The 16,057-nt window shown below is 71.9% G+C and carries 19 protein-coding genes; 16 read left to right on the top strand and 3 right to left on the bottom strand.

Translation table 11 applies throughout. The features are described from left to right. Positions 1–23 precede the first annotated feature (23 nt). From AMYTH_RS0126335 to AMYTH_RS0126285, 11 genes are all read left to right on the top strand, one after another. Complete coding sequence (locus AMYTH_RS0126335; RefSeq protein WP_020417382.1) at positions 24–806, top strand: redox-sensing transcriptional repressor Rex; 783 nt, start codon at positions 24–26, stop codon at positions 804–806. After that, complete coding sequence (locus AMYTH_RS0126330; protein ID WP_020417383.1) at positions 807–2,132, top strand: glutamyl-tRNA reductase; 1,326 nt, start codon at positions 807–809, stop codon at positions 2,130–2,132. Beyond that, positions 2,129–3,085, top strand: coding sequence for a hydroxymethylbilane synthase (gene hemC / locus AMYTH_RS0126325; RefSeq protein ID WP_017986408.1), 957 nt, complete (start codon positions 2,129–2,131; stop codon positions 3,083–3,085). The genes AMYTH_RS0126330 and hemC overlap by 4 nt, the downstream gene beginning before the upstream one ends. A gap of 55 nt (positions 3,086–3,140) precedes the next feature. Beyond that, entirely contained in the window at positions 3,141–4,676 is a 1,536-nt protein-coding gene (locus AMYTH_RS0126320; protein ID WP_017986409.1) for a bifunctional uroporphyrinogen-III C-methyltransferase/uroporphyrinogen-III synthase, read from the top strand. Positions 4,677–4,965: 289 nt separating this feature from the next. Next, positions 4,966–5,937, top strand: a complete 972-nt coding sequence (hemB, locus tag AMYTH_RS0126315) for a porphobilinogen synthase (protein WP_084022680.1) — start codon at positions 4,966–4,968, stop codon at positions 5,935–5,937. A gap of 58 nt (positions 5,938–5,995) precedes the next feature. Then, complete coding sequence (locus AMYTH_RS0126310) at positions 5,996–6,457, top strand: hypothetical protein (protein WP_027932776.1); 462 nt, start codon at positions 5,996–5,998, stop codon at positions 6,455–6,457. 3 nt (positions 6,458–6,460) lie between these two features. Then, positions 6,461–6,883, top strand: a complete 423-nt coding sequence (locus tag AMYTH_RS0126305) for a DUF3093 family protein (RefSeq protein ID WP_027932775.1) — start codon at positions 6,461–6,463, stop codon at positions 6,881–6,883. Positions 6,884–6,895: 12 nt separating this feature from the next. Next, complete coding sequence (locus AMYTH_RS0126300; RefSeq protein ID WP_027932774.1) at positions 6,896–7,240, top strand: hypothetical protein; 345 nt, start codon at positions 6,896–6,898, stop codon at positions 7,238–7,240. Positions 7,241–7,265: 25 nt separating this feature from the next. Next, a complete protein-coding gene (gene hemL, locus AMYTH_RS0126295; protein ID WP_027932773.1) occupies positions 7,266–8,567 on the top strand; it encodes a glutamate-1-semialdehyde 2,1-aminomutase in 1,302 nt (433 codons plus the stop codon). Further along, positions 8,564–9,190: a histidine phosphatase family protein gene (locus tag AMYTH_RS0126290; RefSeq protein ID WP_020417390.1), complete on the top strand. Its 627-nt coding sequence runs from the start codon at positions 8,564–8,566 to the stop codon at positions 9,188–9,190. Before hemL ends, AMYTH_RS0126290 begins: the two co-directional genes overlap by 4 nt. Continuing rightward, positions 9,187–9,762 (top strand): TlpA family protein disulfide reductase, encoded by a 576-nt coding sequence (locus AMYTH_RS0126285; protein WP_020417391.1) that lies wholly within the window; start codon positions 9,187–9,189, stop codon positions 9,760–9,762. Before AMYTH_RS0126290 ends, AMYTH_RS0126285 begins: the two co-directional genes overlap by 4 nt. On the opposite strand, the gene AMYTH_RS0126280 is transcribed toward AMYTH_RS0126285, so the two are convergent. Next, positions 9,699–10,265 (bottom strand): hypothetical protein, encoded by a 567-nt coding sequence (locus tag AMYTH_RS0126280; RefSeq protein WP_027932772.1) that lies wholly within the window; start codon positions 10,263–10,265, stop codon positions 9,699–9,701. The two genes, AMYTH_RS0126285 and AMYTH_RS0126280, sit on opposite strands and share 64 nt — an antisense overlap. 121 nt (positions 10,266–10,386) lie before the next feature. Between AMYTH_RS0126280 and AMYTH_RS0126275 the strand changes: the two genes are divergently transcribed. The 4 genes from AMYTH_RS0126275 to AMYTH_RS0126260 are packed head-to-tail and all read left to right on the top strand — an operon-like array spanning position 10,387 to position 14,851. Next, positions 10,387–11,160 (top strand): cytochrome c biogenesis CcdA family protein, encoded by a 774-nt coding sequence (locus tag AMYTH_RS0126275; RefSeq protein WP_027932771.1) that lies wholly within the window; start codon positions 10,387–10,389, stop codon positions 11,158–11,160. Then, positions 11,157–12,758 (top strand): cytochrome c biogenesis protein ResB, encoded by a 1,602-nt coding sequence (resB, locus tag AMYTH_RS0126270; protein ID WP_027932770.1) that lies wholly within the window; start codon positions 11,157–11,159, stop codon positions 12,756–12,758. The genes AMYTH_RS0126275 and resB overlap by 4 nt, the downstream gene beginning before the upstream one ends. 3 nt (positions 12,759–12,761) lie before the next feature. Beyond that, complete coding sequence (gene ccsB, locus AMYTH_RS0126265; RefSeq protein ID WP_027932769.1) at positions 12,762–13,751, top strand: c-type cytochrome biogenesis protein CcsB; 990 nt, start codon at positions 12,762–12,764, stop codon at positions 13,749–13,751. Then, a complete protein-coding gene (locus tag AMYTH_RS0126260) occupies positions 13,751–14,851 on the top strand; it encodes a MinD/ParA family ATP-binding protein (protein ID WP_027932768.1) in 1,101 nt (366 codons plus the stop codon). Before ccsB ends, AMYTH_RS0126260 begins: the two co-directional genes overlap by 1 nt. Position 14,852: 1 nt before the next feature. On the opposite strand, the gene AMYTH_RS49635 is transcribed toward AMYTH_RS0126260, so the two are convergent. Further along, the gene (locus AMYTH_RS49635) at positions 14,853–15,026 is read right to left on the bottom strand and encodes a hypothetical protein (RefSeq protein WP_017986422.1); all 174 of its coding nucleotides are present in this window, start codon (positions 15,024–15,026) and stop codon (positions 14,853–14,855) included. Between the two features lie 131 nt (positions 15,027–15,157). After that, positions 15,158–15,367, bottom strand: a complete 210-nt coding sequence (locus AMYTH_RS0126250) for a BldC family transcriptional regulator (protein WP_027932767.1) — start codon at positions 15,365–15,367, stop codon at positions 15,158–15,160. Positions 15,368–15,579: 212 nt separating this feature from the next. On the opposite strand from AMYTH_RS0126250, the gene AMYTH_RS0126245 reads away from it, so the two are divergent. Next, on the top strand, positions 15,580–16,053 hold the full coding sequence (locus tag AMYTH_RS0126245) for an Lrp/AsnC family transcriptional regulator (RefSeq protein WP_017986424.1): 474 nt from the start codon (positions 15,580–15,582) through the stop codon (positions 16,051–16,053). Positions 16,054–16,057 lie beyond the last annotated feature (4 nt).

Below are 16,057 nucleotides of genomic sequence, written 5' to 3'. Positions count from 1 at the left end.
GGGCGTGGAACGAGGAGGCCGGCGTGGTGTCACAGCGTGGCCGGCGAAACGGTTCGGCCGTCGCCCGGAAGCTGTCCACCCCGGACGCCGACAACGCCCCCACCGCGGAGATGCCCGCGGTCACCGAGAACGGCGCAGAGGAGGCCAGGGTCCGCGCGATCCCGGAGGCCGCCGTCGCCCGTCTCGCCGTGTACCTGCGCGTCCTGTCCGCCATGTCCGAGCAGGGCGCGACCACCGTGGCCAGCGAGGAGCTCGCCACCGCCGCCGGCGTGAACTCCGCCAAGCTGCGCAAGGACCTGTCCTACCTCGGCTCGTACGGCACCCGCGGCGTCGGCTACGAGGTCGCCGTGCTGGTGGCCCAACTCGAGCGCATATTGGGACTCACGCGACAGCACAAGGTCGCCGTCGTCGGAATCGGTAACCTCGGTCATGCGTTGGCCAATTACGGAGGCTTCCCCGGCCGGGGGTTCCCGGTCGAGGCGCTGTTCGACATCGACCCCGACCTGATCGGCGTTCCGGTCGGCGGGATCCCGGTGTCGCACCTCAACGACATCCCCGAGGTGTGCTCGGAGCGGGGGATCTCGATCGGCGTCATCGCGACGCCGCCGCCCGCGGCCCAGACGGTCGCCGACCGGCTGGTGCAGGGCGGGGTGCAGTGCATCCTGAACTTCGCGCCGGTGGTCCTCCAGGTGCCCGACCACGTCGAGGTGCGCAAGGTCGACCTGGCCGTGGAGCTGCAGATCCTGTCGTTCCACGTCGCCCGGCGAGCGGAGAACGTGGGTGGTAACGGAATGGTGGTGCGCTAAGTGAGTGTCCTGGCCGTCGGGCTGTCGTACCGCACTGCCGATCTCCGGACGCTGGAGAAGGTCGCGGTGCCTGCGACGGAGCTGGAGAAGGTGCTGCACGAGCTCCAGCAGTCGCCGCACGTGAACGAGGTCATGCTCGTCTCGACGTGCAACCGCATCGAGGTCTACTCGGTCGTCGAGGCGTTCCACGGCGGTCTGGCCGACATCTCCGAGGTGCTCGCGCGGCAGGCCGGCTGCGACGCCGCCGACCTCTACGACAATTTCTACGTGCACTACGCGGGCGCCGCAGTCGAGCACATCTTCTCCGTGGCCTCCGGCCTGGACTCGATGGTCGTCGGCGAGACCCAGATCCTCGGTCAGGTGCGCAACTACTACGCCGCCGCGCGCGAGGCGGGCACCGTCGGCCGCACCCTGCACGAGCTGATCCAGACCACGCTGCGCGTCGGCAAGCGCGTGCACACCGAGACCGGGCTGGACCACCTCGGCGCGTCCGTGGTGTCCGAAGCCCTCGGCGAGGCGCCCGACCTGGCAGGCAAGCACGCGGTCATCGTCGGCGCCGGTTCGATGGGCGCGCTGTCGGCGAGCCAGCTGCGCAAGAGCGGCATCGGCCGCATCACGGTCGTCAACCGCACCCTGGCCAACGCCGAGCGGCTGGCCGCCAACGTGACCGAGCAGGGCGTGCCCGCCGTCGCGGCCGGCATGGACGAGCTGACCGCCCGCCTCGCCGACGCCGACGTCGTGGTCGCCTGCACCGGCGCGCAGGACGTCGTCATCACGCCCGCGCACCTCGCCGGCCGCGGCGAGCGCCCGGTGGTGGTGTGCGACCTCGGCCTGCCGCGGGACGTCCACCCCGACGTGGACAGCCTGCCCGGCGTCCGCCTCGTCGACCTGGAGACCGTCCGCAAGCGGATGGACTCGCTGGGCTCGGCGGGCAGCGCCAAGCAGATCGCCAAGGCCAACGGCATCGTGCTGGACGAGGTGCGCGAGTACCTCGCCGCCCAGCGCAGCGCCGCGGTCACCCCGACCGTCACCGCGCTGCGCAAGCGGGCCGCCGAGGTCGTCGACGCCGAGATGCTGCGGCTGGACAACCGGCTGCCCGGCCTCGACGCCGAGGTCCGCGACGAGTTCAACCGGACCGTGCGCCGGGTGGTGGACAAGCTGCTGCACGCGCCGACGGTGCGTGTGAAGCAGCTCGCCGCGGAAACCCAGGGCACGGACTACGCCAACGCGCTGCGGGAGCTGTTCGAGCTCGACCCGGCATCGCCTGCCGTCGTGTCGAGCCCGACCACCGAGCGCCTGCCCAGGACAGACGGTGAAAGCAAGTGACGAGGACCATTCGGATCGGGACGCGGGGCAGTGCCCTCGCCCTGACCCAGACCGGCACGGTCGCCGACGCGCTGCGCAAGGCGGGCCAGGAGGTCGAGATCGTCAAGGTCTCGACGCCCGGTGACCGCTCCAGCGCGCCGATCGCGGAGATCGGTGTCGGCGTGTTCACCTCGGCGCTGCGCGAGGCCCTGCTGAACAAGCAGGTCGACGTCGCGGTGCACTCGTACAAGGACCTGCCGACGGCGCCCGAGCGCGGCATCGTGCTGGCCGCCGTGCCGCCGCGGGAGGACCCGCGTGACGCGCTGATCGCCCGCGACGGGCTGACGCTGGGCGAGCTGCCCCCCGGCGCCCGCATCGGCACCGGTTCGCCGCGCCGCACGGCGCAGCTGCGCGCGCTCGGCCTCGGCTTCGAGGTCGTGCCCATCCGGGGCAACATCGACACCCGGCTGAACAAGGTCTTCGACGGCGAGCTGGACGCCGTCGTGCTCGCGCGCGCCGGCCTGGCCCGCCTCGGCCGGGCCGACGTGATCACCGAGACCCTGGACCCGATCCAGATGCTGCCCGCGCCCGCACAGGGCGCACTGGCGGTGGAGTGCCGCGTCGACGACGTGGACATCGAACACCTTCTTCGGTCCATTGTGGACGACGAAGCGACACGGGCCGCGGTGACGGCGGAGCGGGCCATGCTGGCCGCGCTCGAAGCCGGCTGCAGCGCGCCCGTCGGCGCACTCGCCGAGGTGGTGGAGGATCTCGACGCGGACGGCTCGGTCATCGAGAACGTGTCGCTGCGCGGGGTCGCCGCCGCCGGCCTCGACGACGAGGGTGTGCAGCTGCTGCGCGCCTCGGCGGTCGCCGGCAAGAGCGAAGCGGAGCAACTCGGCCGCGACCTGGCCGCGGAGCTGCTCGACCTCGGAGCCGGCGCGCTGTCCGGCCCGGGCCGCGAATCACGGTGAAACAGTTCCTCGAACGGTTCGGCGCGCTCGCGCCGACTCATAGGAGAAAGACACGATGACCCCCGCGCGGACAACCGCTGGGCGCGTCGCCTTCGTGGGCTCCGGCCCCGGCGACGCCGGACTGCTGACCGTACGTGCCCAGGAGCTCCTGGCGAAGGCCGAGGTCGTGGTGACCGACCCCGACGTGCCCGCAGGCGTGCTCGCGGGCGCCAGCGCGGACGCCGAGGTCAGGCCCGCCGTCGGCGAGCCCGCCGAGGTCGCGAAGGACCTCGCCAACGAGGCCAAGGGCGGACGGCTCGTGCTGCGCCTGTCCAGCGGTGACCCGCTGACCAGCGCCGCCGCCGTCGCCGAGGTGCAGGCCGTCGCGAAGACCAGCGCGGTCTTCGAGGTCGTCCCCGGCATCACGCCCGGCTCGGCCGTGCCCGCCTACGCCGGCATCGCGCTCGGCGGCAGCTACACCGACGTCGACGTCCGCGGCGACGTCGACTGGGCGAAGGTGGCCGCCGCCCCCGGCCCGATCGTGCTGCACGCGACGTCCGGCCAGCTGGCCGAGGCCGCGGGCGCGCTGACCGAGCACGGCCTGGCGGGGACCACCCCGGTCGCCGTCACCGCCAACGGCACCATCAACACCCAGCGCACGGTCGACACCACGCTGGCGAGCCTGTCGCAGGACGCCGGTGAGCTGGTCGGCCCGCTCGTGGTGACCGTCGGCGAGCAGGCCGGGCAGCGGTCGAAGCTGTCCTGGTGGGAGTCGCGCGCCCTCTACGGCTGGAAGGTCCTGGTGCCGCGCACCAAGGAGCAGGCCGGCGAGATGGCCGAGCGGCTCCGCATCCACGGCGCCACCTCGCACGAGGTCCCGACCATCTCGGTCGAGCCGCCGCGCAGCCCCGCCCAGATGGAGCGCGCGGTCAAGGGCCTGGTCGACGGCCGCTACCAGTGGATCGTGTTCACCTCGGCCAACGCGGTGAAGGCGGTGTGGGAGAAGTTCGAGGAGTTCGGCCTCGACGCCCGCGCCTTCTCCGGCGTGAAGATCGCCTGCGTGGGCGAGGCCACCGCGGCCCGCGTGCGCGCGTTCGGCATCAACCCGGAGATGATCCCGCAGGGCGAGCAGTCCAGCGAGGGTCTGCTGGCCGAGTTCCCGCCGTACGACGACGTGCTGGACCCGGTGAACCGCGTGCTGCTGCCGCGGGCCGACATCGCCACCGAGACGCTGTCCGCCGGCCTGGTGGACCGCGGCTGGGAGGTCGACGACGTGACGGCCTACCGGACCGTCCGCGCCGCGCCGCCGCCGGCCGAGACCCGCGAAATGATCAAGACCGGCGGGTTCGACGCGGTGTGCTTCACCTCGTCGTCGACCGTGCGGAACCTCGTCGGCATCGCGGGCAAGCCGCACACGCGCACGTTGGTCGCGTGCATCGGGCCGAAGACCGCGGAGACCGCGGTGGAGTTCGGCCTGCGGGTGGACGTGCAGCCGGAGGTGGCCGACGTGCCGCACCTGGTCGACGCGCTCGCCGCGCACGCCGCCAAGCTGCGTGCGGAGGGCGCCCTGCCGCCGCCGCGGAAGGCGAAGCGCACCCGGCGTTCTTCCTGATCGTCCGAGGTTCCGGGGCCGTTCGTGGATTGCCACGGGCGGCCCCGAGCCATTTCCCGGGGACCCGCCGGCCGCGCACGCGCCCTGCCGCCGCCGCGGAAGGTAACGCGCCCTCGGGGGTTCTCTTGATCGTCGGCTCGGGCCGCTCGTGGTCAACCGCGCGCGGCCGCGAGTCATTTCCGGGGTAAGCGCACCCGGCGTTCTTCCTGATCGTCCGACCCTCGGGGCCGTCCGTGAGATGTCGCGGGCGGCCCCGAGCGCGTTCCGCGGCCGGAGTACCGTCGATGGGGTGTTTCCCGAGCATCGTCCCCGCCGGTTGCGGAGCACGGCGGCGCTGCGGCGCCTCGTCAGTGAGACCACCCTCCGGCCGCGTCAGCTGATCCTGCCCATGTTCGTCGCCGAGGGCGCCACCGCGCCGCGGCCCATCTCGAGCATGCCGGGCGTCGTCCAGCACACCCGGGACACGCTGCGCAAGGCGGCCGTGGAAGCGGTGCAGGCAGGCGTCGGCGGGCTGATGATCTTCGGCGTGCCCGCGAACCGGGACGCGACCGGCTCCGGCGCGGTCGACGAGAACGGCATCCTCAACGTGGCTCTGCGGGACCTGCGTGCGGAGCTCGGTGACTCGACCGTCCTGATGGCCGACACCTGCCTGGACGAGTTCACCGACCACGGCCACTGCGGTGTGCTGGACGACCGCGGAGCCGTGGACAACGACGCGACGCTGGCGGTGTACGCGGACATGGCCGTGGCCCAGGCCGAAGCCGGGGCGCACCTGCTCGGGCCGAGCGGCATGATGGACGGCCAGGTCGGCGTGATCCGCCGGGCGCTCGACGAGGCAGGCCACACCGAGACCGGAATCCTGGCCTACTCCGTCAAGTACGCGAGCGCGTTCTACGGCCCGTTCCGCGAGGCGGTGGACTCCCAGCTCAAGGGCGACCGCAAGACGTACCAGCAGGACCCGGGCAACGCGCGCGAGGCGCTGCGAGAGCTCGAGCTGGACGTCGAAGAGGGCGCCGACGCGATCATGGTCAAGCCGGCGCTGTCGTACCTGGACGTGATCCGCCTGGCGGCCGACGCGTCCCCGGTCCCGGTGGCGGCGTACAACATCTCCGGCGAGTACGCGATGGTCGAGGCGGCCGCGGCGAACGGCTGGCTGGACCGCGAGCGCACGATCCTGGAGGTGCTGACCTCGATCCGCCGCGCGGGTGCGGACATGATCCTGACCTACTGGGCGACGGAAGCGGCGGCCTGGCTGGACTGAGCCAGCGGCCGCGGCCCGGCTGCGTCGGTGGCGCCGTCGGCACAGTAGGCTCTGACGGGTGAGTGAATCGGACGACCTGGTCGAACGGCCCGAGCCGCCGAGGCCGGTGCAAGTGTCGTTCTGGCTGTGGGTCGCCTCCGCGGTGGTCCTCGTCATCGCCTACCTGGTGGTGTTCCTGGCCCGCCAGCAGGTCATCGACACCCTGGTCAAGGCCAACACGAACACGCAGATCACCCCGGACAAGATCGCGTCCGGCACCACGGTGCTGTTCGCGATGCTGCTGGTCGGCTCGGTGTCGTTCGCGGCCTTCTTCGTGCTGTTCGCCTGGAAGGCGCGCCAGGGCACCCGCTCCGCCCGCACCGTCCTGACGGTCCTGGTGGCGATCACGCTGGTGTTCCAGTTCGTGATGCAGGCCTACACCGGCATCTCGCTGGTCGCGACGCTGCTCGGCCTGGTCGCGCTGGCGCTGATGTACATCCCGTCGGTGCAGCCGTTCTTCCCGAAGGTCAGCCGCCGGTAAGCCGTGGACCGGTACCTGGAACGCGGAGCGAGCTGGACGGCCCTCGCGTACGGGCCCGGCTTCGCCCTGCTCGGGTTCCTGGCCGAGCTGCTCACCGGCGCCACGCACACCGTCGCGTGGGTGATCGTCGGTCTCGGGCTGGCCGCGATCACCGCCCCGTGGGTGTACGCGCGGCGGCGGTTCCTGACCGTCCGCGTCACCGGCGAAGCGCTGTGGCAGGGCCGCGAACGGCTGCCGCTGACCGACATCGCCGAGGTCGCCGACGTCGGCGCGCCGACCGGGGCGCGGGTGCTCGGCGGCGGCTGGACCACCCCGAACAAGTACGACTCGCTGCCCGTCCGGCTCACCGACGGCACCGTCGTGCTCGCCTGGGCCAAGGACGTCGAGGCGCTGCGGACCGCGCTGCAGGAGGCGCGGACGGCATGAGAGGCTGCTCACGTGACTGAACAGGCCCGCCTCAACCAGCCCGTGCGCGCGGTGGTCGCGCTGGCCGAGGTGCTGCTGGCGGCGGTGGCCGTGTGGGGCGCCTTCCAGTTGTGGCAGCAGGGCGTGCACACGGTCGTGGTGACCCTCACCGACGGCACCGTCCTGACCAGCACGCGCTGGGTCGGGAGCTGGATGTCCGGCGCGATCGGCCTCGGCGTGGTCGCCGGGATCCTGCTGGTCGACGCCGTCCGCGAGGTCCTGCTCGCGGTGCGCGTCAGGCGCCGCCGCAAGAGCCGCGAGTCCGAGCGCGGCGAGGACGACTTCGGCTACTTCACCGGACACCTGAACCAGGCCTGACGGGACCTTTGCAAGACTGGGGTCTGTGACGCAAGCAGTCGACAAGTCCAGGGCATGGTTCGACCGGGCCGCCGCTGTGACGCCGGGTGGGGTGAACTCCCCGGTGCGGGCGTTCAACTCGGTGGGCGGCACGCCGCGGTTCATGGTGCGCGGCGAGGGTCCGTACCTGTGGGACGCGGACGGCAACCGGTACGTGGACCTGGTGTCCTCGTGGGGGCCGATGATCCTCGGGCACGCGCACCCGGCGGTCGTCGAGGCGGCCCGCGCGGCCGCGAGCTCGGGCCTGTCGTTCGGCACACCGACGATCGGCGAGGTCGAGCTGGCCGAGGAGATCATCGACCGGGTCGACCCGGTGCACCAGGTGCGGCTGGTCAACTCCGGCACCGAGGCGACGATGAGCGCGATCCGGCTGGCCCGCGGGTTCACCGGCCGCAGCAAGATCATCAAGTTCGCCGGCTGCTACCACGGGCACGTCGACGCGCTGCTCGCCCAGGCCGGCTCCGGCGTCGCCACGCTCGGCCTGCCGACCTCGCCCGGGGTGACCGGGGCGCAGGCCGCGGACACGATCGTGCTGCCCTACAACGACATCGAGGCCGTGCGCCAGTCGTTCGCGGAGAACCCGGACTCGATCGCGGCGATCATCACCGAGGCCGCCGCGGGCAACATGGGCGCCGTCGCGCCGGACGTGGACTTCAACGCCCAGCTGCGTGACCTCGCGCACGAGCACGGCGCGCTGCTGATCATGGACGAGGTCATGACCGGCTTCCGGGTGTCCCGGTCCGGCTGGTTCGGCATCGAGGGCGTGCCCGGCGACCTCTACACGTTCGGCAAGGTCATGTCCGGCGGGCTGCCCGCAGCGGCGTTCGGCGGCCGCTCCGACGTGATGGCCCGGCTCGCCCCGACCGGCCCGGTCTACCAGGCCGGCACGCTCTCCGGGAACCCGGTCGCGGTCGCCACGGGCCTGGCGACCCTGCGCGCGGCCGACGACGAGGTGTACCGCCGCCTCGACGCCAACTCGCAGCGCTTGGGCGCGTTGTTCACCGAGGCGCTGACCAAGGCCGGGGTGCCGCACCACGTGGCCTACGCCGGGAACCTGCTCAGCGTGTTCTTCCGCGAGGAGCCGGTGCGCAACTACCACGACGCCACCAGCGCGGACACCTGGCGCTTCCCGCCGTTCTTCCACGCGCTGCTGGAGCGCGGCGTGTACGGGCCGCCGAGCGCGTTCGAGGCCTGGTTCGTCAACTCCGCGATGGACGACGCGGCGTTCGAGGTCATCGAGGCCGCGCTGCCCGCGGCTGCGAAGGCCGCTGCGGAGGCCCGTCAGTGACGACCATCGTGCACCTCCTGCGGCACGGCGAAGTGCACAACCCGGAGGGGATCCTCTACGGCCGCCTGCCCGGCTTCCACCTGTCCGAGCGCGGCCGCCGCCAGGCACTGACGGTCGCCGAGGCCGTCGCCGCCCACGACATCACCCACGTGGTCGCCTCGCCGCTGCAGCGCGCGCAGGAGACCGCGGCCCCGATCGCCGCGGCGCACCGGCTCGACGTGCAGACCGACGAGCGGCTGATCGAGGCGGGCAACATGTTCGAGGGCCAGAAGGTCGCGGTCGGCGACGGCGCGCTGCGCCAGCCGCGGCACTGGTCGAAGCTGCGCAACCCGTTCCTGCCCTCGTGGGGCGAGCCGTACGTGGAGATCGCGCACCGGATGCTCGGCGCGGTCCTGCGGGCCCGCTCGAAGGCCGAGGGCCACGAGGCGTTGTGCGTGTCGCACCAGCTGCCGATCTGGACGCTGCGCCGGTTCCTGGAGGCCAAGCCGCTGTGGCACGACCCGCGCCGCCGCCAGTGCTCGCTCGCCTCGCTGACCAGCCTCGTGTTCGACGGCGAGGAGCTGGTGAAGATCGTCTACAGCGAGCCGGCCGGCGCCACCGACCCGAAGGTCACCGGGGCATGAAGCGGATCCTCGCGGCGGTGCTGGCGAGCGTGTGCGTGCTCGCCGGGTGCAGCACCGGGAACGACGCGGTGTCGCAGGGCAGCAACTTCGAGTTCGTCGCGCCGGGCGGCAAGACCGACATCCTCTACGAGGGCGCCGACCGGCAGCCGATCCCGAACCTGTCCGGCGAGGACCTGATGACCGAGGGCAAGACCATCTCGGTCGCGGACTACGCGGGCAAGGTCGTCGTGATCAACATCTGGGGCCAGTGGTGTGCGCCGTGCCGCACCGAGGCGCCGGAGCTGGAGAAGCTCTACCTGGCGCACCAGGCCAACGGCGTGCAGGTGCTCGGCCTCGACGTCCGCGACGACGACCGCTCGGCGCCGCAGGACTTCGTGCGCAACCGGCAGCTGACCTACCCGTCCATCTACGACCCGCCGGGCCGCAGCCTGCTGCAGCTGTCCGGCTACCCGCGCAACGTCGTGCCGTCCACGATCATCCTGGACAAGCAGCAGCGGGTGGCCGCGGTCTACCTGCGGTCGATCCTGGCCAGCGACATCGAGCCGGTGGTCCAGCGGCTCGCCGCCGAATAACCCGACCGCAGGAAGACGCCGAGCGCCAGCGCGCCGCCGAACAGCAGGAACGCGGTCCCGGCGACCGTCGGCGGGTGCGGCGTCGCGAGCTGGGGCGAGACCCGCGCCCACTGCTGGATCGCGACGGCGGCCGCGGCGGCGGAGGCCGTCAGGCCGGCCGCGCCCAGCGCGGCGCCCCACTTCCCGGCGCCGCGCAGGACGATCACCAGCACCGCGAGCACGCCGGCGACCTGCACGGCGGGCAGGTTCACCACCTCCGGCCGCACGACGAGGTGGTCCATCGCGAGCTGCGCACCGGCCGAGCCGAGCACGCCCGCGGAGGCCATCAGCGCCCCGGCCCACCACCGCAGGTGCAGCGCGGCCCATGGCGCGGCGGCCGTCAGCGCGCAGCACAGCAGGAACGGGACCGAGCGCCAGGCGAGTTCGGCGCGCGTGATTTCCCACACCAGCGGGGCTCCGACCAGCACGGACAGCGACGCGTGGACACGCAGCGGAATCGTCATGGACGAAAAGGTATGGTGCGGACCACGGCGCCGGCTTCGGTCGAAGAGCTCGCCGTCCTCAGCCGATCGGCCGAGACCATCCCGGTGAACTCACACCGAACTCACTGCTTACCCTCGAACCGTGAACTCCGTGACCGAGCTGGCGACCTCCGGGCCGCTGCTGCTCGCCGCCGGGGTCGCCCTGCTCGCCGGCGCCATCTCGTTCGCCTCGCCGTGCGTCGTCCCGCTCGTGCCGGGTTACCTCGCCTACCTCGCCGCGCTGGTCGGCGCCGACGCGCCCGCCGTGACCGCGGACGAGGACCGCAAGAAGGGCCGCTACGCCGTCGTCGGCGCGGCCGGCCTGTTCGTGCTCGGCTTCACCGTCGTGTTCGCCGCGGGGGTCGGCAGCCTGGTGTGGCTCGCCGACGCCCTGCTGGTCAACCAGGACCTGCTGCAGCGCGTCGGCGGCGTGGTGACGATCGCGATGGCCCTGGTGTTCCTCGGTCTCATCCCGGCGCTGCAGCGCGACGTCCGGTCGCACCGCGTGCCGCGCGGCGGCCTGCTCGGCGCGCCGCTGCTGGGCGCGGTGTTCGGGCTCGGCTGGACGCCGTGCATCGGCCCGACGCTGTCCGGGGTGCTCGCGCTGGCGGCGGGCACCGGCTCCAGCGGCGCCCGCGGGTTCCTGCTGGTCCTGGTCTACTGCCTGGGCCTCGGCCTGCCGTTCCTGCTCATCGCGTTCGGCGCGCGCTGGGCCGTGCGCGCCACCGACTGGCTGCGCCGCAACGGCCGCCGGGTGCAGATCTTCGGCGGCGTGCTGCTCCTCGTCGTCGGGGTCCTGCTGGTCACCGGCCTGTGGGGCGAGCTGGTCAGCTGGTTGCGCGACGCCTTCGTCACGGACACGGTGCTGCCGCTGTGACCGCCACCGAAGCGCCCCCGGACCCCAAGCCGTACCGCGACTCGCCCGCCAAGCGCGTCCTGGCGTTCCTGCGCAACACCTGGCGCGGGCTCACCGCGATGCGCACCGCGCTGATCCTGCTCTTCCTGCTCGCGCTCGCCGCGCTGCCCGGCGCCCTGCTGCCGCAGCGCACGCTCAACGCCCCGAAGACCGAGCAGTACATCGCCGACCACGGCTGGTGGGGCACGCTGCTGGACCGCCTGCAGTTCTTCAACGTCTACTCCAGCGTCTGGTTCTCGGCGATCTACCTGCTGCTGATGATCTCGCTCATCGGCTGCCTGCTGCCGCGCAGCGTCGAGTACCTGAAGTCGATGCGCGCCAAGCCGGTGCTCACGCCGCGCAACCTGTCCCGGCTGCCGCACTTCGCGAAGGCCACCACCCCCCGCGACCCGGACGAGGTCGTCGCCGCCGCCCGCGCCCGGCTCAAGGGGTGGCGCAGCGTCGAGCGCGCGGAGGAGGACGGCACCCGCACGATCAGCGCCGAGCGCGGGTACCTGCGCGAGACCGGCAACCTGGTCTTCCACTTCGGGATGCTCGGGCTGATCATCGCGTTCGCGCTCGGCAAGATGTACACCTACGAGGGCCAGGTGATCGTCCAGGCCAACGGGTCCCAGTTCTGCAACTCCGGGATCTACGCCTACGACTCGTTCACTCCCGGCCTGCGCGTCGACGGCACCGACCTGAACCCGTTCTGCGTCAAGGTGAACGACTTCACCGCCGAGTTCACCGAGGCCGGCCAGCCCATCCAGTACAAGTCGAACGTCCAGTACCAGGCGGGCGCGGACCTGGAGACCGGCACCTGGCGGGACTACCTGCTCGAGGTCAACTCGCCGCTGCGCCTGGCAGGCGACCGCGTCTACCTGCTCGGCAACGGCTACTCGCCGATCTTCACCATCACCTGGCCGGACGGCACCACCCGCACGCAGGCCACGCAGTGGCGCCCGACCGACGGCACCGGGACGCTCAACGAGGGCGCGACCAAGTTCGACCCGCCGAACATCACCGACCCGTTCGAACGGCGCACCAAGCAGCTCGCGATCACCGGTCTGTTCGCGCCGGACGGCCTGCTGCACGGCGGGGTGCTGACCGGCGGCGGCCCGGAGATGACCAACCCGATGGTCGCGGTCGACGTGATGCGCGGCGACCTCGGACTCGACTCCGGGCAGAGCCAGTCGATCTTCTCCATCGACCAGTCCATGGTGGACGACGGGCGGCTGGCGCGCGTGGCCCGCTCGAACCTGAACGTGGGCCAGTCGGTCACCCTCGACGACGGCACCGTGGTGCGGTTCGACGGGGTGCAGCGCTTCGTGTCGCTGCAGATCTCGCACGACCCGACCCAGACCTACGTGCTCGGGTTCGCCGTCGCGATGTTCCTCGGCCTCGGGTTGTCGTTGCTGATCAAACGTCGCAGGCTGTGGGTGCGGGTCGTCCCGGCCGGCGAGGGCGGGACGGGTACCGTGGTCGAGGTGGGCGGGCTCGCCCGCACCGACCAGGCGGGCTACGGCGAGGAGTTCACCCGGATCGCGGAAGAGCTGCTCACAGGCAAGAAGAAGAGGTAGGTAATGCCGGTCAACGCAACGTTGTCCCAGTACAGCGACTGGTCCTACACGACGGCGACCGCGATCTACGTACTGGCGCTGGTCTTCTTCCTCATCGAACAGTCCTTCGGCGCCAAGGGGCGCCGCGCGGCCGAGCGCACCCGGGAGCGGGCGCGTGAACTCGTCGGCGCCGGCGGCCCGGACAGCACCGAGACGGTCACCCCTCCGGCTGAAACTCCCGCGGCCCGCGCCGCCCGTGGCCGCGCCGAGCGCATCGGCCGCATGGGCGCCGCGCTGACCGTCCTGGGCGCGCTGCTGCACCTGACCGCGCTGGTGCTGCGTGGTCTGGCGACCCACCGCGTGCCGTGGGGCAACATGTACGAATACATCATGGCGGTGACGTTCATCGCCGTGGTGACCTGGCTCGTGGTGATCCGCAAGTTCCCGGCGCGCCACCTGTCCGGCTTCCTGCTGCTGCCGGTGGTCATCCTGATGTTCGTCGGCGGCACGATGCTCTACACCGTGGCCGCGCCGGTCCAGCCCGCGCTGCAGTCGTACTGGCTGGTCATCCACGTCTCCGCGGCGGCCGTCTCGTCCGGCATCTTCCTGGTGCCCGGTGTCGCGAGCATCCTGTACCTGATCCGCTCGGCGCACGAGCGCGACCCGAAGCGGTTCGCCCGGTTCGGCTCGCGGCTGCCCGCGGCCGACGTGCTCGACCGCATCGCCTACCGCACCACCGTGTTCGCGTTCCCGCTGTTCACGTTCGGCGTGCTGTGCGGCGCGGTGTGGGCCGAGGCCGCGTGGGGCCGGTTCTGGGGCTGGGACCCGAAGGAGACCACCGCGTTCATCGCGTGGATCGTCTACGCCGCCTACCTGCACTCGCGGGCCACGGCGGGCTGGCGCGGCACCCGCGCGGCGGTCATCAACACCGTCGGCTTCGCGGTGACGGTGTTCAACCTGTTCTTCGTCAACCTCGTCACCACGGGCCTGCATTCCTACGCCGGGGTCGGCTGATGACCGAGCCGCGCGAACCCGAGTCCTACTTCTCCGACGAACGAACCGACTCCACCTCGCACCCGGCTCCTCCGCCGCCGCGGCACCAGCAGCCCGGCTACGACCCGAACCTGCCCCCGCTGCAACAGCAGCAGTACGGGCAGCCGCAGTACCCGTACCCGCCGTTGCCGCAGCCGTCGCGGCCGCGTCACGCGTCGCCCGAGCGGGCGGTGCGGCCGCCGAAGCGCGTGCCCCAGTCGGGCTGGCGCAAGGCGGTCTACGTCGCCTCCGGCAAGCTGATCAACCCGGGGGAGAGCCCGCAGGAGCAGCGGCAGCGCGAGCTGGTCGCGCGGGTGAACCAGCCGCTGCGCGGGTGCTTCCGGATCGCGATGCTGAGCCTCAAGGGCGGGGTGGGCAAGACCACGATCACCACCACGCTGGGCTCGACGTTCGCGGCGCTGCGCGGTGACCGGGTGATCGCGGTCGACGCGAACCCGGACCGCGGCACGCTGTCGCAGAAGATCCCGATCGAGACCACGGCGACGGTGCGGCACCTGCTGCGGGACGCGGACAAGATCACGCGCTACAGCGACGTCCGGGCCTACACGTCACAGGGGTCGAGCCGGCTGGAGATCCTCGCCAGCGAGCAGGACCCGGCGGTGTCGGAGGCGTTCTCCGAGAGCGACTACCTGCGCACGGTCAACCTGCTGGAGCACTTCTACAACATCGTGCTCACCGACTGCGGCACCGGCCTGATGCACTCGGCGATGAAAGGCGTGCTCGACGCGGCCGACGCGCTGGTGGTGGTGTCGTCAGGCTCGGTCGACGGTTCGCGCAGCGCCTCGGCGACGCTGGACTGGCTGGACGCCCACGGGTACGGCGACCTGGTGAAGCGGTCGGTGACCGTGATCAACTCGGTCCGCCCGAAGGCCGGTTCGGTGGACCTGGACAAGCTGGCCGCGCACTTCGCGGCGCGGACCCGCGCGGTATGCCGGATTCCGTTCGACCCGCACCTCGAAGAGGGCGCGGAGATCGAGCTGGAGCGCCTGACGCCGGAGACCCGCATGGCGCTCCTGGAACTCGCGGCGACGATGGCGGACGCCTTCCCGGGTAAGCGGTAGGTCAGTCCTCCTCGGACTTCGGCGGCTTCTGCTCGCCGAGCTTGCGCAGGAATTCGGGGTCGTCGTCCGGTGGGACGGTCGCTCGCGAGGACACCCCGACGTGCTCGGGGCCGAAGGCTCGCCACAACAGGACAGCGATGGTGAGCGCTCCGATCGCTGCGAGCAGGTAGATCATCCCCGCTCCCTTCCGAGTGCGTTGGCGCGGAACTGCTCCACCGAGGGTAACCCCTCCGGCGTGAGTTCCGGTTGACGCGCTCGGGCCCCGCGGGTCCGGCCGGGCCGGTCCGCGGGGTTCTCGCCACCTGCTCAGATACGCGCGGGCTCGCTCGCGTCCGTGGTGAGCTCGGCCAGCAGGGCGTTGACCTCGGACTCCCGGAACCGCCGGTGCCCACCCGGGGTGCGGATCGAGCCGATGCGGCCCGCGGTCGCCCACCGGGTCACGGTCTTCGGGTCCACCCGGAACAACGCGGCGACTTCGCCGGGCGTCAGCAGGCGCCCTCCCGTGCTAGCGGTCATTTTCCGCCTCCTTCACGACCAAACTGCTAAACCGGAGGTCGAAGCCCCGGTTCGATCAACACGGCAATCGTGGCATCTCACCCGCCAGGTACTCGAACGGTTGTCGAACAGTAAAGGGTAAGTAATGGACAAAACGCCCAGCTTGTGGACGCTAAGCAACTGTGCGGGCAGCGGTCGCTGGCCGTGGGTAACGGCCGCCTAGGCTGGTCCGCGTGGATGCCCTGGACCGCAAGATCATCGCCGCGCTGCGCCTGAACGGCCGTGCCACGTACGCGGAGCTGGGCAGAACCGTGGGGCTGTCCGCGTCGTCCGTGCACGAGCGCGTCGGCAAGCTGGAGGCGGCCGGGGTGATCACCGGGTACCACGCGACCGTGAACCCGAGCACGGTCGGTCTCGGGGTGACGGCGCTGGTCGGCATCCAGCCGACCGACACGGCCGAGGACAACGACGTGGCCGAGGAGCTGGGCGCGCTGCCCGAGGTCGAGAGCTGCTACGCGGTCGCCGGGGACGAGGCGTTCGTGGTGAAGGTGCGGGTGCCGACGGTCGACGACCTGGAGCACACGCTGGGCCGGTTGCGCCGGATCGCCGGGGTGGCGCGCACGCGGACCACGGTGGTGCTGTCCACGCGGTTCGAGGGCAGGCCGAACAACACGGTGCTGGAAGACCCGCCGCCGACCGGCGCGTAGGCTC

This window comes from Amycolatopsis thermoflava N1165 (genome assembly GCF_000473265.1).
In the GTDB taxonomy this organism is placed as follows: domain Bacteria; phylum Actinomycetota; class Actinomycetes; order Mycobacteriales; family Pseudonocardiaceae; genus Amycolatopsis_E; species Amycolatopsis_E thermoflava.
The sequence above is the reverse complement of the archived record's forward strand: the minus strand, read 5'-3'. Positions and strand labels throughout refer to the sequence as shown.

What these genes read in the sequence shown, in the direction of transcription:
- AMYTH_RS0126250 (WP_027932767.1), bottom strand. Translation starts at nt 15,367, where the DNA reads ATGACCGCTAGCACGGGAGGGCGCCTGCTGACGCCCGGCGAAGTCGCC.
- AMYTH_RS0126280 (WP_027932772.1), bottom strand. Translation starts at nt 10,265, where the DNA reads ATGACGATTCCGCTGCGTGTCCACGCGTCGCTGTCCGTGCTGGTCGGA.
- AMYTH_RS49635 (WP_017986422.1), bottom strand. Translation starts at nt 15,026, where the DNA reads ATGATCTACCTGCTCGCAGCGATCGGAGCGCTCACCATCGCTGTCCTG.
- AMYTH_RS0126285 (WP_020417391.1), top strand. Translation starts at nt 9,187, where the DNA reads ATGAAGCGGATCCTCGCGGCGGTGCTGGCGAGCGTGTGCGTGCTCGCC.
- AMYTH_RS0126260 (WP_027932768.1), top strand. Translation starts at nt 13,751, where the DNA reads ATGACCGAGCCGCGCGAACCCGAGTCCTACTTCTCCGACGAACGAACC.
- ccsB (WP_027932769.1), top strand. Translation starts at nt 12,762, where the DNA reads ATGCCGGTCAACGCAACGTTGTCCCAGTACAGCGACTGGTCCTACACG.
- AMYTH_RS0126320 (WP_017986409.1), top strand. Translation starts at nt 3,141, where the DNA reads ATGACCCCCGCGCGGACAACCGCTGGGCGCGTCGCCTTCGTGGGCTCC.